This window comes from Streptomyces sp. NPDC041135 (assembly GCF_055592085.1).
This window is the reverse complement of sequence record NZ_JBVIYZ010000013.1, coordinates 116,370-138,398: the sequence shown is the minus strand read 5'-3', so window position 1 is coordinate 138,398 and position 22,029 is coordinate 116,370. Positions and strand designations below refer to the sequence as shown.

The 22,029-nt window shown below is 71.5% G+C and carries 15 protein-coding genes; 8 read left to right on the top strand and 7 right to left on the bottom strand.

The window, feature by feature from the left end; translation table 11 throughout:
* Positions 1-38 precede the first annotated feature (38 nt).
* Genes ACZ6CZ_RS26790 through ACZ6CZ_RS26775 form a run of 4 tightly spaced genes read left to right on the top strand, consistent with a single transcriptional unit; the run spans position 39 to position 8,350 of the window.
* On the top strand, positions 39-2,210 hold the full coding sequence (locus ACZ6CZ_RS26790) for an N-6 DNA methylase (protein ID WP_469025954.1): 2,172 nt from the start codon (positions 39-41) through the stop codon (positions 2,208-2,210).
* A gap of 37 nt (positions 2,211-2,247) precedes the next feature.
* Entirely contained in the window at positions 2,248-3,909 is a 1,662-nt protein-coding gene (locus ACZ6CZ_RS26785) for a class I SAM-dependent DNA methyltransferase (protein WP_469025951.1), read from the top strand.
* Positions 3,909-5,117, top strand: a complete 1,209-nt coding sequence (locus ACZ6CZ_RS26780) for a restriction endonuclease subunit S (protein ID WP_469025948.1) — start codon at positions 3,909-3,911, stop codon at positions 5,115-5,117. The genes ACZ6CZ_RS26785 and ACZ6CZ_RS26780 overlap by 1 nt, the downstream gene beginning before the upstream one ends.
* Positions 5,114-8,350 carry a type I restriction endonuclease subunit R gene (locus ACZ6CZ_RS26775; protein WP_469025945.1) on the top strand — a complete coding sequence of 1,079 codons (3,237 nt, stop codon included), beginning with the start codon at positions 5,114-5,116 and terminating at the stop codon, positions 8,348-8,350. Before ACZ6CZ_RS26780 ends, ACZ6CZ_RS26775 begins: the two co-directional genes overlap by 4 nt.
* 57 nt (positions 8,351-8,407) lie before the next feature.
* Here ACZ6CZ_RS26775 and ACZ6CZ_RS26770 read toward each other — a convergent pair whose 3' ends face one another.
* Positions 8,408-8,524 carry a DUF397 domain-containing protein gene (locus ACZ6CZ_RS26770; protein ID WP_469025943.1) on the bottom strand — a complete coding sequence of 39 codons (117 nt, stop codon included), beginning with the start codon at positions 8,522-8,524 and terminating at the stop codon, positions 8,408-8,410.
* Positions 8,525-9,259: 735 nt separating this feature from the next.
* On the opposite strand from ACZ6CZ_RS26770, the gene hemB reads away from it, so the two are divergent.
* The gene (gene hemB / locus ACZ6CZ_RS26765; protein WP_469025940.1) at positions 9,260-10,261 is read left to right on the top strand and encodes a porphobilinogen synthase; all 1,002 of its coding nucleotides are present in this window, start codon (positions 9,260-9,262) and stop codon (positions 10,259-10,261) included.
* Between the two features lie 15 nt (positions 10,262-10,276).
* Here hemB and ACZ6CZ_RS26760 read toward each other — a convergent pair whose 3' ends face one another.
* Positions 10,277-10,996 (bottom strand): DUF4232 domain-containing protein, encoded by a 720-nt coding sequence (locus ACZ6CZ_RS26760; protein WP_469025938.1) that lies wholly within the window; start codon positions 10,994-10,996, stop codon positions 10,277-10,279.
* A gap of 182 nt (positions 10,997-11,178) precedes the next feature.
* On the opposite strand from ACZ6CZ_RS26760, the gene ACZ6CZ_RS26755 reads away from it, so the two are divergent.
* Together ACZ6CZ_RS26755 and ACZ6CZ_RS26750 are read left to right on the top strand one after the other, a co-directional pair.
* A complete protein-coding gene (locus ACZ6CZ_RS26755) occupies positions 11,179-12,546 on the top strand; it encodes a helix-turn-helix domain-containing protein (RefSeq protein ID WP_469025936.1) in 1,368 nt (455 codons plus the stop codon).
* A 158-nt stretch (positions 12,547-12,704) separates the two neighbouring features.
* Positions 12,705-13,916 carry an aminotransferase-like domain-containing protein gene (locus ACZ6CZ_RS26750; RefSeq protein WP_469025933.1) on the top strand — a complete coding sequence of 404 codons (1,212 nt, stop codon included), beginning with the start codon at positions 12,705-12,707 and terminating at the stop codon, positions 13,914-13,916.
* Between the two features lie 19 nt (positions 13,917-13,935).
* On the opposite strand, the gene ACZ6CZ_RS26745 is transcribed toward ACZ6CZ_RS26750, so the two are convergent.
* Together ACZ6CZ_RS26745 and argS are read right to left on the bottom strand one after the other, a co-directional pair.
* Positions 13,936-14,751 carry a DUF4253 domain-containing protein gene (locus tag ACZ6CZ_RS26745; protein ID WP_469025931.1) on the bottom strand — a complete coding sequence of 272 codons (816 nt, stop codon included), beginning with the start codon at positions 14,749-14,751 and terminating at the stop codon, positions 13,936-13,938.
* Positions 14,752-14,815: 64 nt separating this feature from the next.
* Complete coding sequence (argS, locus tag ACZ6CZ_RS26740) at positions 14,816-16,585, bottom strand: arginine--tRNA ligase (protein WP_469025929.1); 1,770 nt, start codon at positions 16,583-16,585, stop codon at positions 14,816-14,818.
* A gap of 166 nt (positions 16,586-16,751) precedes the next feature.
* On the opposite strand from argS, the gene lysS reads away from it, so the two are divergent.
* On the top strand, positions 16,752-18,497 hold the full coding sequence (gene lysS, locus ACZ6CZ_RS26735) for a lysine--tRNA ligase (protein ID WP_469025926.1): 1,746 nt from the start codon (positions 16,752-16,754) through the stop codon (positions 18,495-18,497).
* A 101-nt stretch (positions 18,498-18,598) separates the two neighbouring features.
* On the opposite strand, the gene ACZ6CZ_RS26730 is transcribed toward lysS, so the two are convergent.
* From ACZ6CZ_RS26730 to ACZ6CZ_RS26720, 3 genes are all read right to left on the bottom strand, one after another.
* Positions 18,599-19,903 carry a DUF2637 domain-containing protein gene (locus tag ACZ6CZ_RS26730; protein WP_469025924.1) on the bottom strand — a complete coding sequence of 435 codons (1,305 nt, stop codon included), beginning with the start codon at positions 19,901-19,903 and terminating at the stop codon, positions 18,599-18,601.
* A gap of 99 nt (positions 19,904-20,002) precedes the next feature.
* Positions 20,003-20,950 (bottom strand): DUF3558 domain-containing protein, encoded by a 948-nt coding sequence (locus ACZ6CZ_RS26725; RefSeq protein WP_469025921.1) that lies wholly within the window; start codon positions 20,948-20,950, stop codon positions 20,003-20,005.
* Positions 20,951-21,076: 126 nt separating this feature from the next.
* Entirely contained in the window at positions 21,077-21,988 is a 912-nt protein-coding gene (locus ACZ6CZ_RS26720; protein WP_469025918.1) for a DUF3558 domain-containing protein, read from the bottom strand.
* Between the last annotated feature and the right edge of the window lie 41 nt (positions 21,989-22,029).

Below are 22,029 nucleotides of genomic sequence, written 5' to 3'. Positions count from 1 at the left end.
CGCCGCGAGGGAAGAGAACAAGGATCGGAGGAGCGGAGATGACGGTGCAGGTTCCGGGCGCGGCCGAGGGGGCGGCGCTGGTTTCCCTGGGGGAGATCAAGGAACTCGCCAAGGTCGGCCGGCCAACGGTCAGCAACTGGCGACGGCGGTTCGCCCGGGACGCCCTGGAGGCGGCCGGTGACCGCCGCGTACCGTTCCCCGACCCCGTGGCGGGCAGCGACAGCAGGCCCCTCTTCGACGCCGGGGAAGTGGCGTCCTGGCTGGATCTCCGCCCGATCCCGGACGCGGAGCCGGCCGAGGACGACACCGTCCCGACCTACGGCGACCGGTTCCGCCGGGGACTGCGTCTACGCGGGCTGGTCGCCCTGCGCCACGAACTGGGCTCCGCGAACCGGCTCATCGTCGACGCGCTCGCGGTGTGCGCCATGGCGGGTGAAGGCGGCGACTGGTACCGGGAGGCCCTCCCCGCACAACTGCTGGAGGACGCGGAACACGCCGATCCCCGGGTGGCTCGCGCCGTCCGTGAACTCATCGAGGAGCTCGGCTCGCCCGGCGCCGCCGCCGACACCGTGCTCGGACTGGCCGAGCGGCTGGAGTCGGACCTGACGACGGAGACGACACCACCGGAGGTTGCCCGGCTGATCAGCACCCTGGTCGGACCGTCCGGGGTACTGTCCGCAGGCCCCGGCCAGCCATCGGTGATCAACCTGTGCGCGGGAACCGGTGAGCTGCTGTTCGCCCGGGACGACATCGGCGGACGCGGTGACATCGTGGCGGTGGAGTCCGACCCGTTGCGCGGCAAACTGCTGCTGTACCGGCTGTTCGCCCACTACTGCACCGCCGTGGACGTCTGCGCACGACCGGAAGACCTGGACACCTTGCGGCCCTGGGAACAGCGGGAGTTCGATCTCGACCCGGACCGGCCCTGGGGCATGCCCTCCGCCGATCTGGTCGTCGCCGATCCGCCCTACGCCTCCGGGGAGCGGGAGGCCGACGAGGACGGGCCGCTCGGCTGGGCGCTGGAGGCCGTGCGGCGGCTGAAGCCGGGCGGACGGGGCTATGTCGTCGTGCCGTCGTGGACGCTGAGCCGGCCTCGTGTCACGGCGCCGACGCCGAGTATGCGGATGCGGGAGCAACTGCTGGGCAGCGGCGCGGTGACCGCCGTCGTCCAGTTGCCACGCCGGATCCATCCCTTCCGTACGGGAGCCGAGCACGCGCTGCTCGTGCTGCGTGCGGAAGCGCGGGAGGAAGCGGGCGAGGTGTTGCTGGTCGACGCCGACCGTATCGCCCGCCGGGTCGGCGGGGAGTGGTCCGCCTACGTCGCCGAGGTGCTCGACGCCGGGCGGTCACCGGTGGACGAGGAGGCCGGGTTCTTTCCCGTGTGGGGTGCCGGACCGCGAGCGGAATCGCTCCTGGACGGCCGCTCGATCCTGCCGGCGCACCGACTCGCCTCGAAGGAACAGGACCTGGACCACTTCTCGGCGACCCTGGACGCCCGCCGTGAGGCCGCCGTCGCCCTGCCCCGGCTCAAGGAGTGGATAGGCGATCTCGGGGTCGCCAGGCGCCAGCCGGAGAACAGGGTGGCGCACCGCAAGGTCGCGGAGCATCTGTTGGCCGGACAGCTCAAGCTGCTGGCCGGCCACCGGATCCGCGAGGCGGACGTCGGGGAGGCGGGACTTCCGGTCGTCGGCCGGGAGGAGATGCTCGGCGCGCTGCCTCTTGGCTCGCGGAGGATCATCCTGGAAGACCTGGTGCAGCGGTATCCGCACGCAGTGGTCACGGAGCGCGGCGACGTCTTCCTGCTCGCCGAGCACGGCATCCGTACGCACGTCGACGAGGCGGGCGGATGCGTCCTGCTGGCGCCGGTCCAAGGACTGCGGATCGCCGCCTACCGCCAGTTCCTGGCGGGAGAGGTCCTTTCCGAGGAGTTGTGGATGCGCCCCCAGCCGTTGGCCCAGCTGCTCGCCGCACCGCGCAACCAGCAGCGCAGCAGCGGCTCCCTGGTCCGCCGGGTGAGCGTGCGGGAGATGGATCTGCCCGAGCTGCTTCCCGAGGAGGTCGCCGAGCTGGAGGCCATCCTGAGCGAGACGGAGCGGCAGCGGGCGCAGGTGCGGCGGCAGCTGAACGCGCTGGACGAGCTGGCCCTTCGGCTGGCGGCAGGGGTTGCCGACGGGGATCTCGCGCTGCGGCGCAGAACCGACGGTACCTGAGTGTGGCGGGGGCGAGACTGCCCGTCCGTCCCCCGCCATGACGTACGACGAGAAACACCGCGAACGAGAAAGAGACGAGGCACCGGTGCCGCCACGCAAGAAGAAGACAACTGAGCCCCCGGCCATGAAGAAGGTGCTGTGGGCGTCCGCGGACAAGCTGCGCGGCAGCCTGGACGCCGCCGAGTACAAGCACTTCGTGCTGGGCCTGGTCTTCCTCAAGTACGTCTCCGCCGCCATGGCCGAGAAGCGCGCGCAGCTTGAGGCCGAGCTGCGGGAGGAGGGCGGCTGGAGCGAGGCCGACATCCTCGCCACCCTTGAGGAGCGCCGCGAGTACACCGGTTCCGGGATCTTCTACGTGCCGCCCACCGCGCGCTGGGAGAGCGTCCTGGAGCGGGCCAAGGGCACGGTCGAGGGCCAGAGCATCGGCGAGGCCATCGACGCGGCGATGCGTGCCATCGAGAAGTTCAACCCGTCGCTGAACCGGACCCTGCCGAAGATCTACGACAGCGGGCGCGTCGACAGCGAGCGCCTGGCCGGCCTGGTGAAGCTGCTGGACCGGCTGGTCTTCCAGGAGCAGCTCGGCGAGGACGGCAAGCGCCGGGGCGCGCGCGACATCATGGGCGAGGTCTACGAGTACTTCCTTGCGGAGTTCGCCCTCAAGGAGGGCCGCAAGGGCGGCGAGTACTTCACCCCGGAGAGTGTGGTGAAGCTCCTCGTCGAGGTCCTGGAACCCAAGCAGGGTGAGCGCGTCTACGACCCGGCGTGCGGCTCGGGCGGCATGTTCGTCCAGGCGGAGAAGTTCATCGAGACGCACGGGGGCAACCCGCTGAACGTCGGCGTGTACGGGCAGGAACTCAACCAGACAACCTGGCAGTTGGCCCACATGAACCTCGCGATCCACGGCGTCGAGGCCAAGCTGGGCGACGAGCCGGCCGACACCTTCCGCAACGACCAGCATCCGGAGCTGAAGGCGGACGTGGTCATGGCCAACCCGCCCTTCAACATCTCGGACTGGGGCGGGGAGTTGCTCGGCATGGACAAGCGGTGGGTGTACGGCACCCCGCCTGTCGGCAACGCCAACTACGCCTGGCTTCAGCACATGATCAGCAAGCTGGCGCCTGGCGGGCGGGCCGGTGTGGTCCTGGCGAACGGCTCGATGAGCAGCAAGCAGTCCGGTGAGGGCGACATCCGGCGCGCGATGGTCGAGGACGACCTGGTGGCCTGCATGATCGCCCTGCCGGGCCAGCTCTTCCGATCCACGCAAATCCCGGCCTGCCTGTGGTTCCTCGCGGAGGGCAAGGGGCGGCACTCGGGGTGGGCGCCGGGGCGCAAGGGCGAGGTGCTGTTCATCGACGCGCGCGAGTTCGGCGAGATGGAGAACCGGACGCTGCGGGTGCTGACGGAGGACGAGATCGTCCACCGCATCGGCGACACGGTGCGGGCGTGGCGGGGAGTGCACGGGCACGGGCCTTACGAGGACGTGCCGGGGTTCTGCGTGAGCGCACCGCTGGAGGTCGTCGCCGAGCACGACTTCGTGCTGACGCCGGGGCGGTATGTCGGGGCGGCCGAGGTGGAGGTCGATCCGGATGCGGAGCCGGTGGAGGAGAAAATCGCCCGGCTGACGGCGCTGCTACGGGAACAGTTCGCGGAGTCGGAGCGGCTGGCGAAGGTTGTGGACGAGCAGTTGGGGAGGGTGTGATGAGCCGCGTGGTACAACTTGGTGATCACGTCGAGGTTCTTAGCGGCTTTCCCTTCAGAAGTGGCGACTATTCGGAACGCGGAGTTCGGCTGCTGCGGGGAGACAACATCGCGCCAGGACGCCTTCGGTGGTCTGGTGTGAAGAGGTGGCCCGAGGACCGCTCGGATATAAGTAAGAAGTATGCGCTGGCCGTTGACGACGTTGTCCTAGCGATGGACCGTCCATGGATTGAATCCGGGCTCAAATACGCGCGTATCCGAGAATCGGACTTGCCCTGTCTGCTTGTGCAGCGGGTCGCCAGAATCAGGGCAAGGGAAGGGATGGAGCAATCGTTTTTGCCCTATCTGTTGGGGAGTCGCGACTTTGTGAACCACGTTCTCGGTGTTCAGACGGGCACGGGGGTTCCGCACATCAGTGCAGGGCAGATCCGTGAATTCCGTTTTACTTGGATCCCGTATGCTGATCAACGCGCGATCGCCGAAGTCCTCGGGACCCTGGACGACAAGATCGCACTCAACGAGCAGCTTGCGGATACGGCCTTGGAGTTGGCGGGCTCTATTTACGAGCGTGAATCCATTGGGTCCGGTAGTTGGGCCGAGGTCGCGTTGAGTGAGACCGCGAAGTGGCTTTCCGGGGGTACTCCCAAGACCAGTGAGCCCAGCTACTGGGGAGGCGACATTCCCTGGATCTCTGCGGCCAGCCTCAAGACGCCCTGGCTTTACGAGTCCGAGCGGCGTGTGACCAGTCTAGGTGCGCGGAATGGAACGCGGCTGGTACCGAAGGGGACGGTCCTCTTCGTGGTCCGCGGAATGAGTTTGACTTCGGAGTTCAGGGTCGGAGTCGCGCAGCGAGAAGTGGCGTTCGGGCAGGACTGCAAGGCGCTCATCCCTCATCCGGATATCGACCCGGCTACGCTCTTTTTGGCAATCAAGGCGCAGACGGCCAACATCCTGGGAATGGTTGATCTCGCTGGCCACGGCACAGGGCGCCTGGTCACCGAGCGGGTCGCAAATCTTCGCGTGCGCCTTCCGCAGGGCCGGTCGGCAACCGAGTTCGCCGCACGCGTGGGAGCGTTGCTTGGCCGCGCTGTGGCCGCGACCAACGAGAACCGCACCCTCGCCGACCTCCGCGACACCCTTCTCCCCCAGCTCCTCTCCGGAAAGCTCCGGGTGAGAGACGCCGTCCGTGCCGTCGAGGAGGTCGTATGACCGCAGCCGCCGATCACCAGCCCGGTGAGCCGCCGATGGACCGGCTCACCGAGGCGGAGTTGGAGCTGCACGCGCTCGAACTGCTCGCCGAGTACGGGTGGCAGCACATTCCCGGGCCGGAGCTGGGGCCCGCGCACGGGGTGCGTACCGACTGGGACGACCTGACCCTGCGGCCCCGCCTACTCAAGGCGATCCGCACCCGGTACCCGCGCCTGCCCGAGCACGTCGCCGATGACGCCGTCAACGAGTTGCTGCGCTGGCAGACGCGGAACGATCTCCGGGAGAACCACCGGTTCTACGAGCGGCTGACCGACGGAATCAGCGTGCCCTACGACGACCCCGCCACCGGCGAGCAGCGGCACGCCCGCATCCGTCCCGTCGACTTCGCAGACCCGCACGGCAACGATCTCGTCGCCGCCTCCCAGGTGCGGGTACGCAGTACGAAGGACCGGACCTTCGTCTTCGACATCGTGCTGTACGTCAACGGGCTGCCCCTGGCCGTCTTCGAGCTGAAGAAGGCCGACAGCAACGACAGCGCCCGCACGGCGTACGACCAGGTCCAGGGCTACCGGCGGGAGCTAAAGGAAACCGGCACCTTCGCCACCCTCCTGCTCACGCTCGTCTCCGACGGGATCACCGCGCGCGTCGGCACCCCCTTCACGCCCTGGCAGCACATGGCCCCCTGGCACGCCGACGAGAACGACGTCTTGCTCCGTAAGGACGAGCGGCAGGACGGGCGGGCGCTGGAGCGGATGCTGTACGGGGCCTTCGAGCCTGTCCACTTCCTCGACCTCGTCGCTAATTTCCTTTCCTACTCGGCCCCGAAATCCGGTGCCGTCGACACGGTCAAGCTCGCTAAGGCGCACCAGTACATCGCCGTCAACGCAGCGGTGCGCGCCACCGAGTCCGCCGTGGCCACCGACGGCCGGGCCGGTGTCGTCTGGCACACGCAGGGCGCCGGCAAGAGCGAGGAGATGCTGTTCTACGTCGGGAAGGCCGCCCGGACGCCCGAGCTGTCCAACCCGACGTTCGTCCTGCTCACCGACCGCATCGACCTCGACACCCAGCTCTACGACACCTTCGCCGCCAGCCGCACCCTGGAGAAGATCACCGGGGCTCCAGAGAAGGCCAACGACGCGAGCGAACTGCGGCGGCTGCTCCAACGGCAGGAGGGCGGCGGGGGCGCCGTTTTCACCACCCTCCAGAAGTTCCGGCTCAACCCGGAGGAGAAGGAGGCCGGCGTCCGGCACCCGCTCGTCTCTCCGCGCCGTGACGTGATCGTCGTCGTCGACGAGGCACACCGCAGTCACTACGACTTCATCGACGGGTACGCCCGCAACCTCCGAGACGCGCTGCCGAACGCCACGTTCATCGCTTTCACCGGAACCCCCATCGAGAACGGCGTCGGCAGCACCCGTGCCGTCTTCGGTGAGAACATCCACACCTACGACCTCACCCAGGCCGTGGACGACGGGGCGACCGTCCCCGTCTTCTACGAGCCGCACCTGGTCCGCGTCGACCTCCCCGCGGATGTCGATCTCGACGAACTCGACGCCCGTGCTGAGGGATTGATAGAGGGGCTGTCGGAGGAGGAGAAGCGCAAGGCCCGCCGTCAGTTCGGGGACTACGAGAGCCTGATCGGCGCCTCAGGGCGGATCGAGGAGCTGGCCGGGACGATCCTCGAACACTGGGACGCGCGCCGCTCGGAGATGGTCAAGCTCACCGGTCATCCCGGCAAGGGCATGGTCGTCTGTGCGTCACGGGTCATCGCCGCGCGTCTCTTCGAGGCGATCGTCCGGCGTCGGCCTGAGTGGGCGGGGGAGAAGGATCCGGAGACCGGGCTCCTCACCGACGACACCGGCCATATCCGGGTCGTGTTCACCGGCAACGCCGCGAAGGACGTTCCCGAGGTCGCCGACTACGTCCGCACCCCGATCCAGCTGAAGAACATCCAGAAGCGGGTCACCGACGCGGACGACGTGCTGGAACTCGTCATCGTCCAGTCCCTCTGGCTGACCGGATTCGACGCCCCACCGCTGCACACCCTCTACCTGGACAAGCGGATGCGCGGCGCGGCCCTGATGCAGGCCATCGCCCGCGTCAACCGCACCTGGCCGGGGAAGCCGTCGGGGCTGGTCGTCGACTTCCAGGGAGTGATCCGGGAGATCAAGGAGGCTCTGGCCGAGTACTCCGAGCGGGACCAGGAGAACCCCATGCTCGGTGCCGACCTTCGCCAGGCCGTCCAGCTCGTCCGCGAGAACCACCAGCGCATCGACGAACTCCTTCATGGCTGCTCCTGGCGCGAGATCCGCGACGCGGGCGGCCCGAGCGCCTACCGCGAGGCGCTGACGGAGGCCCTGGAGTTCCTGATCGCGCCCGAGCCTCCGCCGGAGCAGGGGAAAGCGACCCGCCGCCAGCGGTTCATGTATCACGCGAACCTGCTCCGCCAGGCGTTCTCCCTCTGCCCCACCGACGAGCGGGTGCAGGACCTGCTTCCCGACATCCGGTTCTTCGAGGCCGTGCGCACCTCCCGCGAGAAGTACGCCATGGACGAGAAGGAGGAGCAGGGACTCGCCACGGCCGCCGACGTCCGCCTCCTCATAGCCCAGCTCAACGAGTCCGTGGTCGCCGCCGAGGGGGTGGTGGACATCTACGACGCGGCCGGGCTCACCAAGCCCGACCTGTCCCATCTGGACGACCGGGTGCTGAACGACCTGAAGGCGAGCCGTCACCCCAACCTGGCCATCGCCGCGCTCCGACAGGCGCTCATGAAGGAGATCAAGGACGCCCATCCGAACAACCTCACCCGCCAGGAGACCTTCACCAAGAAGATGAAGGCCGCCATGAACCGCTACACCAACGGCCTGCTCACCGCCGCCGAGTTCATGGAGTTCCTGGTCAACCTGGCGCGCGAGGTGTCGGCCGATCGCGGCCGGGCGAGGAAGCTCGGACTCTCGGAGGACGAACTCGCCTTCTACGACGCCCTCGCCGCCGACCCGTCGGCGGTGGAGGAGATGGAAGACACCGTCCTCGCGAAGATCGCCCACGAGTTGTACGAGCAGATACGGAAGGACGTCACGGTCGACTGGAAGGTGAAGGAGCAGGCCCGGGACAAGATCATGGCGCGCGTCCTGCGCCTGCTGCGCAAGCACGGCTACCCGCCGGACAAGCAGCCCGCGGCGATCGAACGCGTCCTGAAGCAGGCGGAGGAGATGGCGGAGAGCCTCGCCTGAATCTCTGGCCGGGCTCCCGTCCGGTGCGGACGAGCGGGAGCCCGGCCGGCGGTGGCGTCAGTGGTCGGACGCGTACGGGAGGAAGGCCGCCCAAGCGGTGGGGGCCAGGGCGAGCCGAGCCCACTGGGGATGCTTGGAGTCGCGGATCAAGATGCGGGCGGGAGCAGAGGCCACTTCTACGCAGGGTCACCCCGTACGGCCCGGACGGAACCGGACGCCACCCGGACAGACACCGTCCGCACGGGCCGCCTTCCTTCACAGGTTACGCACGTAGGGGCACGCTGCTTCCGTCTCGTGGGGTGCGCGGTGCGGGCCGGTGCCGTGCAAGACCGTGTGGGCGGAACTGGATCTCGACCCATGCCGGTGAACTCCGCACCGGAGCCCGGAAACACGGGACCTGGTGGGGCGAATGCCGGTGCTGCGGGCCGTGTGAGCACCATGACAAGGCCGTCGCTCTGCTGGCGGGTCTGCGGCGCACCGACGACCGCTTCACGCTCTCCCAGCGGGAGGTGGCACGCCTCGCTCCCGCCGTAATGGCCTGGTTCGGCAACGGCGCGTCCCGGGCCGCCGTGATCCATGCCATGACCGACGGTGTTCCGGCCCTCCTGAAGTCCCCGGCTCGGTTCCTCGCGCACCGGCTGCGGGAGGGACTGCCACCGCCCCTGCCGTCGCTTCCGTCGTACGCGGCTCCGTCCGGCGCCCCGCCGACCGCCGCCGTGTCGGTTCCGCCCGAGCCCTGGTCGGACCCCTGGGAGGACTGCGTGGGCGGATGCTCGCGCTTCGTCCGCGCGTCAGCGCCCGACACCTGCTGCCGGGACTGCCGTGCGCGCAGAGCGGGAGCGGTACCGGCGACCGGGGCCGACTGGGCGTCGGTAAAGGCAGGGGAGGGGCGGGCGTAGCGTAGGAGGTATGGCGAAGTACGGATCCTTTCCCGGTACGCGACCTCGTCGGCTGCGCACCACCCCCGTGATGCGGCGCATGGTCGCGGAGACCCGGCTGCACCCGGCCGACCTCATCCTGCCCGCGTTCCTGCGCGAGGGCGTGAGCGAGCCGGTGCCGATCTCGGCGATGCCCGGGGTCGTGCAGCACACGCGGGACAGTCTGAAGAAGGCCGCCCTGGAGGCGGTGGAGGCCGGGATTTCCGGGATCATGCTGTTCGGTGTGCCGGAGGAGTCCAAGAAGGACGCCGTCGGCACCGCCGGGACCGACCCGGACGGCATCCTCCAGGTCGCCATCCGGGACGTGCGCGCCGAGGTCGGCGACGAGCTGCTCGTCATGTCCGACCTGTGCCTGGACGAGACCACCGACCACGGGCACTGCGGGGTGCTCGACGCGCAGGGGCGCGTGGACAACGACGCCACCCTGGAGCGGTACGCGGAGATGGCCCAGGTGCAGGCCGACGCGGGCGCCCACGTCGTCGGGCCGAGCGGGATGATGGACGGCCAGATCGGCGTCGTACGCGACGCGCTCGACCAGATCGGGCGGGAGGACGTCGCCGTCCTCGCCTACACCGCCAAGTACTCCTCCGCCTTCTACGGCCCCTTCCGCGAGGCCGTCGGCTCCTCGCTCAAGGGTGACCGCAAGACGTACCAGCAGGACCCCGCCAACTGGCGCGAGTCGCTTCGGGAGCTGGAGCTGGACCTCACCGAGGGCGCCGACATGGTCATGGTCAAGCCGGCCGGCCCCTACCTCGACATCCTCGCCCGCGTCGCGGACGCCGTGGACGTGCCGGTCGTCGCGTACCAGATCTCCGGCGAGTACGCGATGATCGAGGCCGCCGCCGAGAAGGGCTGGGTCGACCGCGACCGGGCCGTCTTCGAGACCCTCACCGGCATCAAGCGGGCCGGGGCGCGCAACATCCTGACCTACTGGGCCACCGAGGTGGCCCAGAAGCTGCGCGAGGAGCTGTAGGGCCCACGCGCCGCCTCACCAGCTGAGCGCGTCCTGCGCGTCGCGCTGCCAGTACGTCACCTCCAGCGAGCTGTCGTAGGAGACGCCCTTCGCGGGCAGGGCCGGCGTGGCCGAGGCGCCGCCGGAGCTGCCCGGGGTGGCGCCCTGGAAGGCGACGGTCAGCCGGTGCCCGGTCGTGCCGCCGTCGCCGCTGCCGTCGGCGGCCGCCAGCAGCACGCCCGCGTAGCCCGACTCGCCGGGCGCCAGGGTGGTCACGGCCTGCGGCCTGGTCTCCTCGGCGCCCTGCGGCGCCCACTGCATCTCGTCGAAGCGCAGCACGGGGTAGTAGGTCAGGTCGCAGGTCCGGGTGCCGGTGTTCCTCACCGTGATCAGCATGTGGTTCAGCGGCCGGGAGACCGGGGCGGCGGTGACGGTGGTGTTCGAGCCGTTGCAGAAGGGCCGGGGGCCGGAGTCGCGAGCCGTGGTCGCGGTCGAGCTCGAGGTCGCGCGGGGCGTCTTCGCCGTCGTGCCGGAAGTCCGGGTGGACGTGCCGCTGCCGGACGTGCCGCCGCCTTCCGACGTGGACGCGGACGGGGAGGGCGCGGCGGAGCCGGACGGGGAGGGCGACGCGGTGACGGACGCCGGGGCCGACGCGCCCTCGTCCTTCGCGCCGGTCCCGTCCTCGCACGCCGTCAGCGCGAGGGCGGCGACGACGGCACCGGTGGTGGCGAGCAGGCGGATACGGCGGCTGCGCATGGCAAGTCCTCTTTCGGGAGCGGGGTGTTGGCGTGCTTGGATGGCTACAGCCTGTGGGGCGGCCCGTCCCGCCCGCCACGGTTACCGGGTGATCCGGGACGCTGGAACGCCCACACCGGCTGTGACCTGCGTGAACATCCCTCCCTTGGAACGGGGGAGCGGGACGGGGAAGAGGGGGAACGGTGCCGGACAGCACTGCGGGAAGCGGTTTCGCGGAGTTGCTGCGGGAGTTGAAGGACCGCTCGGGACACAGCTACGGCACGCTCGCGCGACGGCTGCACATGAGCACGTCGACGCTCCACCGCTACTGCAACGGGGACGCCGTACCGGCCGACTACGCCCCGGTGGAGCGCCTCGCCCGCCTGTGCGGGGCGGCGCCGGAGGAACTGGTCGAGCTGCACCGGCGGTGGGTGCTGGCGGACGCGGCGCGCGGCCGGAAGGGGGACCCACGGGACCCACGGCAGGCCCCGGCGCCGGACGTGCAGAGCGAGGGGGCGCCGGCCGGCGCTGACCATCCGGTGCCGGTCGGCGACACCGACGACCCGGTCCAGGTCGCCGAGCCCGCTGAGGTCACGGTCACCGACCTACCCCCGGCGCCGCCCCGCCGTCCCCGCCGTCCGCGGCGCCCCGTGCTGCTCGGCGCAGTCGCCGCGGCCGCCGCGGTGGCCGTGTCCGGTGCGGTGGCGCTGGCCGTCGGGCTGCCCTCGGACGGTGCGGACACCGGCTCGGCGGCGGCCGCGGGTGCGGCGAAGGGCGGGACGGCACCGAGCCGGACGCACGGCTCGCGCACGCCGGGCCCGGCCGGGTCCGCCTCGGCCTCCGGCTCCCCCTCCGCCGCCGTCTCCGCCTCGGTGCCGGCGTCGGCCGGTCCGCCCCCGGCCTCGGCCCGTGTCTCCGGTCCGCCCGCCGCCGCGTCCGCGGGCACGGCGGGGGCCGTCGGCGGCGTCCCGCCCCTGACGGTCGCCGCCGAGCCGTACAGCTGGCAGAGCGCCTGCTCGCAGCGGTACCTCATCGACCGGCCGCCGGCGCGGGTGGCGCCGCCGCCGCTGGAGGGGGACGCGCCCGCCTGGGTGGCGGCGCACGGGGCGGTGTCGTCCGGGGAGCAGTACCTGACGCTGACCGTGCAGGGCACCGGTGCGCGGACGGTGGTGGTGCGGGGCCTGACCGTGCACGAGGCCGGCCGGCGCTCACCGCTGGCCTGGAACGACTACGCGATGGGCTACCCGGGCGTCGGCTGCGGCGGGGGCGTCCCGACGCGCTCCTTCACCGTGGCGCTGGACGCGATGCGCCCGGCGGTGGTGCCGCAGGCCGGGCACCGGGACTTCCCGTTCAAGGTGAGCGAGTCGGACCCGGAGGTCTTCCACATCACGGCGGACGCCTCGGCCTACGACGTCAGCTGGTACCTGGAGCTGTCCTGGTCCAGCGGCGCCCGGCAGGGCACCCTGCGCATCGACGACCACGGAAGGCCGTTCCGCACCAGCGGCGCCAACGGGCGCCCCGCGTACGCCTTTCCGCTGGGCGGCGACGCCTGGGCGGCGGCGACGGGCTGACGCGGGCGGCACCGGGCCCGCCGTGGGGCGCGGCACCGGGTACGGCGTGTGTCCCGGCGTGCGTCCCGGCGTCCGGATCCCGGAATGTCGGGTGTAGACGGCATGTACCTGCCTAGGCTGCGGCCAGGACGCCGTCCCGCAGCCGAAGGAGCCGTGTCATGACCGTCACCGAGCCCGCGCCGCCCCGTGCCCCCAGCGCGCCCGTCCCGCCCCTGGCCGCCCGCACCCGCGCGGTGGGCGGCTCGCCCGTGCGGGACATCCTGGCGGTCACGGCCCGCCCCGAGGTGATCAACTTCGCCGGCGGCCTGCCCGCGCCGGAACTCTTCGACCGGGACGGCATCGCCGCCGCGTTCCGGCAGGTGCTGGAGGAGACCCCGGACCGGGCACTGCAGTACTCCACCACCGAGGGCGAACCGGCGCTGCGGGCGGGGCTGGCGGCCCGCGTCACGGCCCACGGCCTGCCGACCGGCGCCGACGACCTGCTCGTCACCACCGGTTCGCAGCAGGCGCTGTCGCTGCTGGCCACCGCCCTGCTCGACCCCGGGGACACCGTCCTGGTCGAGAGCCCCTGCTATCTGGCCGCACTCCAGGCCTTCGGCCTGGCGGGCGCCCGGGTGCTGGCCGTTCCGGGCGACGACGACGGCGTGGACCCGGCGGCCCTGGAGGAGCTGATCCGGCGCGAACGCCCCAAGCTGCTCTACCTCGTGCCCACCTTCCAGAACCCCACCGGCCGCACCATGCCGGCCGCCCGCCGCGCCGCCGTCGCCACCGCGGCCGCCCGGTACGGACTGTGGATCGTCGAGGACGACCCCTACGGCGACCTGCGCTACGACGGCGAGCGCGTCCCCTGGATCGCCTCGCTGCCCGGCGCCGAGGACCGGGTCGTGCTGCTCGGCTCCTTCTCCAAGATCATGGCTCCGGGCCTGCGGCTGGGCTGGCTGCGCGCACCGGCGGCGCTGCGGCGGGCGTGCGCGGTGGCCAAGCAGGCGGCCGACCTGCACACCCCGACCGTGAACCAGCTCGCCGCCGCCCGGTACCTGGACGTCCTCGACCCGCACGTGGCCAGGGTGCGCGCCGTCTACCGTGAGCGGCGCGACGCCATGCTGGCCGGGCTGCCCGCGGCCCTGCCCGAGGGCTCGGTCTGGCACCGCCCCGACGGCGGCATGTTCCTGTGGGCCAGGCTGCCCGCCGGGTACGACACCACGGCCCTGCTGGCCGGCGTCGTGCGGCAGCACGTGGCCTACGTCCCCGGCGAGCCCTTCTACGCCGGTGAGCCCGACCGCGCGACCCTGCGCCTGTGCTTCGTGACGCAGACCCCGGAGGAGATCGGGGAGGGCCTGCGGCGCCTGGCGAAGGGCCTGGCCGGCTGAGCCCCGGCCGCGGCCGGGGTCAGTCCCACCAGAAGTGCCAGGCGGGCGCGCCGACGAGGTCCTTGGCGTACGCCCGCAGGGTGCCGGCGTCGTCCTGGAGGACGCTGTCGGGGCAGAGGGCGAGGTGTTCCGCCGCCACTGCCTCGGCGTCCTCCAGGGTGGCCGGGGGCGCCGCCACCGACACCACGAGCGTGTCGAGTCCGAGCGCCACCACGCGGACGCCGAAGCGGTCCTCCCAGGAGCGCAGCACCGCGCAGATCCGGGCCACGTCCCCCTCGTAGTTGACCGGGCCGGTCCAGCCGATCGCCGCCGGTATGTCGGCCGACCGGCGGGCCGGGACCAGCGCCAGGCGGGCTTCCTCGATCAGCGGGTCGTCGCCGTCGTCCCAGGCGTCGGCGATCTGGGCCGCGCGGGTGTCGGGGTCGGCGGTCAGGGAGGCGGCGGGGGCGAGACCGGGCCACTCGGGGCCGAACGGCTCGACGGCCGCGGGCGGTTCCTCGGCCGCCACGTCCTCCCAGCACTCCGCGAGGACGTCCTCGGGGTCGTGGTCCCCGGGGTACGACGTCTCCCCGGGGCTCAGCTCCCAGTCGTGCAGGCCGCCTTCGCACCCGCCGACGTCCACGAGGACCGGCAGCAGGCCGGCCCGGGCGGCCGGCCCGCCCAGGGCCTTCCAGGTGCCGGGCCCGGCGGGCTTCTGCGCGTACCACAGCAGGGGCTCGTGCCACGGTCCCTCGTGCGTGGCGTCGAACAGTGTGCCGGGCGGGAGTTGGAGCCCGAGGGACCTGCCGCTGGGGTCGGTGGCCAGCCGGGGCAGCGCGTTGGGAAGAGTCGCCATGGGGGTGACTGTAAGGGGCGGCACTGACAACGCAGTTGGCGCGACCACCCCTCGGTCGCCCGCGTTACAGCTTCTCGGGCGTGCGGATGCCCAGCAGGCCCATGCCCCGGTGCAGGGTGCGGGCCGTGAGGTCCACCAGGAACAGCCGGTTGGCGGTCTGCTCCGGCGACTCGGCCTTCAGGACCGGGCACTGGTCGTAGAAGGACGTCAGCAGCGTCGCCAGCTGGAACAGGTACGCGGCGAGCTTGTGCGGCTCGTACCCGGCGGCCACCTCGGCGATCGTCTCGCCGAAGCGGTCCAGGTGCAGGCCGAGAGCGCGCTCGGCGGGTGCCAGCGCGAGCTGGGGGTGCGGGGCCGGACGCGCGTCGCCGGCCTTGCGCAGGATCGACTGGATGCGGGCGTAGGCGTACTGGAGGTAGACGGAGGTGTCGCCGTTGAGCGAGACCATCTGGTCCAGGTCGAACTTGTAGTCCCGCACGGCGGACGTGGACAGGTCGGCGTACTTCACCGCGCCGATGCCGACGTACCGGCCGTTCTCGGTGATCTCCTGCTCGCTCAGGCCCACCTTGCCGGCCTTCTCGCGGACCACGGCCGTCGCCCGTTCGACCGCCTCGTCGAGGAGGTCCTCCAGCTTCACCGTCTCGCCCTCACGGGTCTTGAACGGCTTGCCGTCCTTGCCGAGGACGGTGCCGAACGCCAGCTGGTGCGCCTCGACGTCCTCGTTCAGCCAGCCCGCCCGGCGGGCCGTCTCGAAGACCATGCGGAAGTGCAGCGCCTGCCGGGCGTCCACCACGTACAGCAGGGTGTCCGCCTTGAGGTGGAAGACGCGGTCGCGGATGGCGGAGAGGTCGGTCGCCGCGTAGCCGTAGCCGCCGTCGGACTTCTGCACGATCAGCGGGACCGGGTTGCCGTCGGGGCCCTTGATGTCGTCGAAGAAGACGCACAGCGCGCCCTCGGAGCGCACGGCGACGCCGGACTCCTCCAGCAGGCGGCAGGTCTCGGCCAGCATGTCGTTGTAGCCGGACTCGCCGACGATGTCGGCGTCGCGGACCTCCATGTCCAGCTTCTCGAAGACGGAGAAGAAGTAGATCTTCGACTCGTCGACGAACTTCTGCCAGACGGCCAGGGTGTGCGGGTCGCCGGCCTGGAGGTCGACCACCCGGCGCCGGGAGCGGGTCTTGAACTCCTCGTCGGCGTCGAACAGCCGGCGCGCGGCCTTGTAGAGGCGGTCCAGGTTGGACATCGCCTCCTCGCCGCTGACCTGGCTGTCCTTGTGGTCCAGCTCGTGCGGGTGCTCGTCCAGGTACTGGATGAGCATGCCGAACTGGGTGCCCCAGTCGCCGATGTGGTGCCGGCGCACGACGGTCTCGCCGGTGAACTCGAGGATCTGCACGACCGCGTCGCCGATCACCGCCGAGCGCAGGTGGCCGACGTGCATCTCCTTCGCCACGTTGGGCTGGGCGTAGTCGATGACCGTGGTGCCGGGCGCGTCGGCGAGCGGCACGCCGAGGCGGCCGGTGTCGTCGGCGTAACGGGCGGCGAGGTTCTCGGTGATCGCCCGGTCCGCGACGGTGATGTTCAGGAAGCCGGGCCCGGAGACCTCGATGTCCTGGATAGCGTCGCCCGACTCGACCCGGGCCACGACCTGGGTCGCCAGCTCGCGCGGGTTGGCCTTGGCCTTCTTGGCCAGCGCGAGGATGCCGTTGGCCTGGAAGTCGGCCCGGTCGCTTCGGCGCAGCAGCGGGTCCGCCCCGGTGGCCTCCGGCAGGGCGGCCGTGAGGGCGGAGGCGAGGTGCTGCTGGACGGAGTCGCTGAGGGACGTGACCGGGGCCATGGCTGGGTGCCGTTCTCCTCGTGGGAATGGATGGGCCCGGCCAGTATCCCATGGGGGTAAAGCGGTTTTCCCGGGCGTGAGCGGGTCTGGGAGAATGGAGCGGTCAGCCGTGTGAGCGTGCCGGCTGCCCGTGGAGAACTCTCCGTACCGCTGCCAGAAAGAGGACGTGCCGATCGTGGGTCAGAGCACCGAGACCGCCGACTGGGTCTCCCGTTTCGCGGATGAGGTCATCGAGGAGTCGGAGCGTCGGGCCCCGGGCAAACCGGTCGTCGTGGCGTCGGGGCTCTCCCCCTCCGGGCCGATCCACCTGGGCAACCTGCGCGAGGTCATGACCCCGCACCTGGTCGCCGACGAGATCCGGCGCCGGGGCCGCCAGGTGCGCCACCTCATCTCCTGGGACGACTACGACCGCTACCGGAAGGTGCCCAAGGGCATCGACGGGGTCGACGAGGAGACCTACCTGGAGCACATCGGCAAGCCGCTGACGTCGGTGCCCGCGCCGCGCGGCTCGGCGCACCCGAACTGGGCGGAGCACTTCAAGGCGGCGATGACCGAGTCGCTGGCCGAGCTGGGCGTGGAGTTCGACGGCATCAGCCAGACGGCGCAGTACACCTCCGGCGTCTACCGCGAGCAGATCCTGCACGCGATGCGGCACCGCGCCGACATCGACGCCATCCTGGACCAGTACCGGACCAAGAAGGCCCCGGCCAAGAAGCAGCAGCAGAAGCCGGTGGACGAGGCGGAGCTGGAGGCCGAGGAGGGCTCGGGCGCGGCGTCCGAGGACGACGGCTCCTCCGGTTCCGCCGGGTACTTCCCGTACAAGCCGTACTGCGGCAACTGCGAGAAGGACCTGACCACGGTCACCGCCTACGACGACGACAGCACCGAGCTGGCGTACACCTGCACCGTGTGCGGCTTCGCGGAGACGGTGCGGCTGAGCGAGTTCAACCGCGGCAAGCTGGTGTGGAAGGTCGACTGGCCGATGCGGTGGGCGTTCGAGGGGGTCGTCTTCGAGCCCTCCGGTGTCGACCACTCCTCCCCGGGGTCGAGTTTCCAGGTGGGCGGGCAGATCGTCGGCATCTTCGGCGGCAAGCAGCCGATCGGGCCGATGTACGCCTTCGTCGGCATCAGCGGCATGGCGAAGATGTCCTCCTCGCGCGGCGGCGTGCCCACGCCCGCCGACGCGCTGAAGATCATGGAGCCGCAGCTGCTGCGCTGGCTGTACGCCCGCAGGCGCCCCAACCAGTCCTTCAAGATCGCTTTCGACCAGGAGATCCAGCGGCTCTACGACGAGTGGGACAAGCTGGGGGCGAAGGTCGCCGACGGCTCGGCCCTGCCGGCCGACGTCGCCGCCCACACCCGGGCGGTCGGCACCGCCGCCGGTGAGCTGCCGCGCACGCCGCGCCCGCTGCCGTACCGCACGCTGGCGTCCGTCGCGGACATCACCGCCGGGCACCAGGACCAGGCGCTGCGCATCCTGAGCGAGCTGGATCCGGCGAACCCGCTCTCCTCGCTTCAGGAGGTCCGGCCCCGCTTCGACCGGGCCGAGGCGTGGATCAACACGCACGTGCCGGCCGACCAGCGGACCATCGTGCGGTCCGAGCCGGACGCCGAGCTGCTGAAGTCGCTCGACGAGGCCTCCCGGCAGTCGCTGCGGCTGCTGCTCGACGGGCTGGCCGAACACTGGTCGCTGGACGGGCTGAGCCACCTGGTCTACGGCGTGCCGAAGGTGCAGGCCGGGTTCTCCGCCGACGCCACGCCGAAGGAGCTGCCGCCGGAGATCAAGACCGCCCAGCGGTCGTTCTTCGCGCTGCTCTACCACCTGCTGGTCGGCCGGGACACCGGTCCGCGCCTGCCCACCCTGCTCCTCGCGGTCGGCCAGGACCGGGTGCGGACCCTGCTGGGCGAGTAGGCACCCCGGCCGCCGCGACCGGCGGCCGGTACCACGGCGAGAGGGGCGCCCGGTGATCACCGGGCGCCCCTCTCGCCGTACTCCCGCACAGCGGGTCGCCGTCAGGCGATGTGGTCCTCCTCCAGCTCCGCGTTGAAGCGGTTCTGGAAGCGCTCGGTGAGGTTCTTCAGCTCGCTCGGGCTGAGCGTGGTGCCGTAGGTGGCCTGGATGTTGTCGCCGAGCACCCGGGGCGTGGGGAAGCTGCCGTCTATGGACTGGCGGAACACCTGGTAGTACGCCTCCTCGTCCGGTGCGGCGGCCGGGGTGCCGCCGCCCTCGCCGAGCTGGCGGGTGCGGCCCGGGCCGGACGGGATGGGGAAGCTGCCGGTCTCCTCCGACACCGGCTCCGGCGGCCGCTGGTCGGCGGCGGGCTCCGGGGCGGGGGCCTGCGGGCGGCGCTGCGGCTGGTTCTGCTGGTAGTGCTCGGGCAGCTGCTCCTCGTACCAGTCCTCGTACTGCTCCTCGGGGACGTACTGGGGGTCGTAAGGAGGCTCGAAGGTGGGGTCGTAGCCGCCGTGGTAGTCGACCTCGCGGGGCGTCTGGAACCACGGGCTCGCCTCCTCCTCGAGCGGCTCGGGGCGCTGCGCACCGGCGCCCGGCTGCTGCCGCTGTCCGGCGGGCGCGGCCTCGACGGCGGCGCGGCCGGCCGCGGGCGCGGCGGTCAGCGCCTCGGCCGGCTGGGGCGCGGGGGGCAGCACCGCGGGTTCGATGCCGGCCGCCGCCAGTCCGGCCGGGGCGGTCTGGGCGAGCGGGACGCCGTAGCGGGCCAGGCGCAGCGGCATCAGCGACTCCACCGGGGCCTTGCGGCGCCAGGCGCGGCCGAAGCGGGAGCGGAGCCTGGCCTGGTAGACGAGACGTTCCTGCTCCAGCTTGATGACCTGCTCGTAGGAGCGCAGCTCCCACAGCTTCATGCGCCGCCACAGCAGGAAGGTGGGCAGCGGGGAGAGCAGCCACCGGGTGAGGCGGACGCCCTCCATGTGCTTGTCGGCGGTGATGTCGGCGATGCGGCCGATGGCGTGCCGGGCCGCCTCGACGGAGACCACGAACAGGATCGGGATCACCGCGTGCATGCCGACGCCCAGCGGGTCCGGCCAGGCCGCCGCGCCGTTGAAGGCGATCGTCGCCGCCGTCAGCAGCCACGCCGTCTGGCGCAGCAGCGGGAAGGGGATGCGGATCCAGGTCAGCAGCAGGTCCAGCGCGAGCAGGACACAGATGCCGGCGTCGATGCCGACCGGGAGGACGTAGGAGAAGTTCCCGAAGCCCTTCTCGACGGCCAGCTCACGGACGGCCGCGTACGAACCGGCGAAGCCGATCCCGGCGATGATCACCGCGCCGGTCACGACCACGCCGATGAGTACGCGGTGCATCCGAGTCAGCTGAAGTGGCGCGGCCACTCGTACTCCCCTCCCTTTGCGTGTTGTTGCGCGCAACAGAGTGGCACACGTGTGCGGCGAACGTGCTACCGGTCAGCTCTTCGCGGCCGCCGCGCGGGACGCCGACCTGCTCGGGGAGGCACTCGCGGACGGCGACTTCGAGGCCGGCTCGCTCGCCGACTTCGAGGGGGAGGCCTTGGCGGACTTCGAGGCGGACGCCGAGGGGGCGGCGGGGGCGCCGGAGGAGGTGGAGCCCGAACCGGCCCCGCCGCCACCGTTGTTGGCCGACGACACGGCGGCCACGACCTCCCGTACGGCCTTCTCGGCGGCCTTGGTCAGATCGTCCGCGTCGGGGGTCTTCTCGCCCGCCAGGCCGGCTCCGTTGTAGTCGACGGTGACGACGACGTTCTCGACGCGCGCCACCACCGTCTGCTGCTTGAAGCTGCCCTCTTTCTTCTTCAGGTCGTAGCGCACGGCCGTCGCCTCGTCACCGGTCGCGGCGACCGGCTGGGCCGTGACCTTCTTCGCGCCGTCGACGCCCTTGGCCTCCTGGACCTGCTGGGCGTAGTAGGCGTGCGCCTGCTCGTCGCCCGCGCCGCGGTTGGCGTCGGAGTCGAAGCGGAGGAGGGAGACGTTGAGCCAGCGGAACTGGGAGCCCTTGACGCCGTTGTTGTCCAGACTGCTCCAGGAGCAACTGGCCCGCGAGGAGGTGTCGTCGGACGTGCCCTCCTTGCCCGACTTCGCACCCTTCGGCACGAGATCGGTGAGGGTTTTCTTCGACAGCGCGGCGCACGGCTCCGGCAACGTCCGGTAGGCGGCCGCCCGGACGGTCGGGGAGGCGCTCGCGGAGGGCGTCGGGGCGTCGCTGCTCTGCCGGGCGCCGGAGCCGTCGCTGCCCTTGGCGTCGCCGGAGCCGGAGGAGCAGCCGGCCGCGAACAGCACCACGGGAACGGCGGCCGCGCAGACAAGTGCGCGGGTCAGGCGCCCCGATCGCTTCTCTCGTCCGGCGCGGTGGGCGTCTCGCTGGTCAGCTCGCTGCATGGTTCCTTCACTCATGACACTCGGTGGTCGTGCGGGTTCCTGCCGGGCCACGGTACGCGGTGAAGGGGCTGTGCGGTCGGTGTGCACCGGCTTCGCGCGCGAGGGCGGCAGGGGGCGGACGGGGCGTCAGCCGTTGAGGGCGCTGGCCAGTTGGGCGGCCAGATTCTGGGCCCTGTCCTGCATTTCCTTGCTGTCCGGGACCGTTCCGGTGGCCGTCGGCTGCTCCTCGTACTCGATGGTGACGACGACGTTGGACGTGCGGAACACCACAGTCACCGTCCGCTGTCCGGCCGTCGGACCGGAGTCGCCGAGCTGGTCGTCGAGGTACCCCTCGTCACCGAGACCGGTCAGCAGGCGTGGCTGGAGGTCGGCGGAGGCGGCTCCCGAGGCGCCCGTGGCGGCCGACGCCGGTGCGGAGGAGTCGTCGGAGCCGGCCTCGGGGCCCTTGCCGGAGCCACCACCGGAGTCCGGGCCGGGGGACGCGTCGGCGCCGGCGTCGGACGGGTCGCCGCCCCCGGGGGACGCCGAGGCGCCGGCGGAGGGGGTGCCGGCCGGGCTGGAGGAGGTGGCCGGCGTGCTGGTGGCCGGGTCGGGCAGATCGGCCGCCGCCTGCTTCTGCGTGTACAGCTTCTGTGCCTCGGCGTCGTCGCTGACCGCGTTGTCGTAGCTCACCACGCGCTCGAAGTCGACGTGCAGCCGGTCGGTGGCGGCGGCGGACTCGACCTTCCAGCGGCAGCCCACCTTGCGGTCGGTGTCGAAGGTGACCGTGGCCTCGCCCGCGTAGGCCTTGTCGCGCTGGTCCTGGTCGGTGAGCTGCGCGAGGCCCGGCAGCAGGGAGTCGAGGCTGTCCTGGCCGACCGCGCCGCAGGGCTCCGGCAGGAAGCGGTACTTGCCGGGCTGCGCCGCGATGGTGGCGGTGCCGGCGTCGCCGGGGTTGGCGTCGTCCGTGGGGCCGCCGGAGCCCGAGCCGCTCGTGCAGCCGGCGAGCAGCGCCACGAGCAGGGCGGCGATGCCGGTTGTGTACGCCTTCCGCTGCACGGTCGGGCTCCTCTCGACGGTGTTCCGGTCGCTCGGTGTCG

Coding starts and splice junctions, on each gene's coding strand:
- argS (WP_469025929.1), bottom strand. CDS start 16,585: ATGGCCCCGGTCACGTCCCTCAGCGACTCCGTCCAGCAGCACCTCGCC.
- ACZ6CZ_RS26780 (WP_469025948.1), top strand. CDS start 3,909: ATGAGCCGCGTGGTACAACTTGGTGATCACGTCGAGGTTCTTAGCGGC.
- ACZ6CZ_RS26750 (WP_469025933.1), top strand. CDS start 12,705: ATGACCGTCACCGAGCCCGCGCCGCCCCGTGCCCCCAGCGCGCCCGTC.
- ACZ6CZ_RS26730 (WP_469025924.1), bottom strand. CDS start 19,903: ATGCACCGCGTACTCATCGGCGTGGTCGTGACCGGCGCGGTGATCATC.
- ACZ6CZ_RS26775 (WP_469025945.1), top strand. CDS start 5,114: ATGACCGCAGCCGCCGATCACCAGCCCGGTGAGCCGCCGATGGACCGG.
- ACZ6CZ_RS26725 (WP_469025921.1), bottom strand. CDS start 20,950: ATGCAGCGAGCTGACCAGCGAGACGCCCACCGCGCCGGACGAGAGAAG.
- hemB (WP_469025940.1), top strand. CDS start 9,260: ATGGCGAAGTACGGATCCTTTCCCGGTACGCGACCTCGTCGGCTGCGC.
- ACZ6CZ_RS26790 (WP_469025954.1), top strand. CDS start 39: ATGACGGTGCAGGTTCCGGGCGCGGCCGAGGGGGCGGCGCTGGTTTCC.
- ACZ6CZ_RS26745 (WP_469025931.1), bottom strand. CDS start 14,751: ATGGCGACTCTTCCCAACGCGCTGCCCCGGCTGGCCACCGACCCCAGC.
- ACZ6CZ_RS26760 (WP_469025938.1), bottom strand. CDS start 10,996: ATGCGCAGCCGCCGTATCCGCCTGCTCGCCACCACCGGTGCCGTCGTC.
- ACZ6CZ_RS26785 (WP_469025951.1), top strand. CDS start 2,248: ATGACGTACGACGAGAAACACCGCGAACGAGAAAGAGACGAGGCACCG.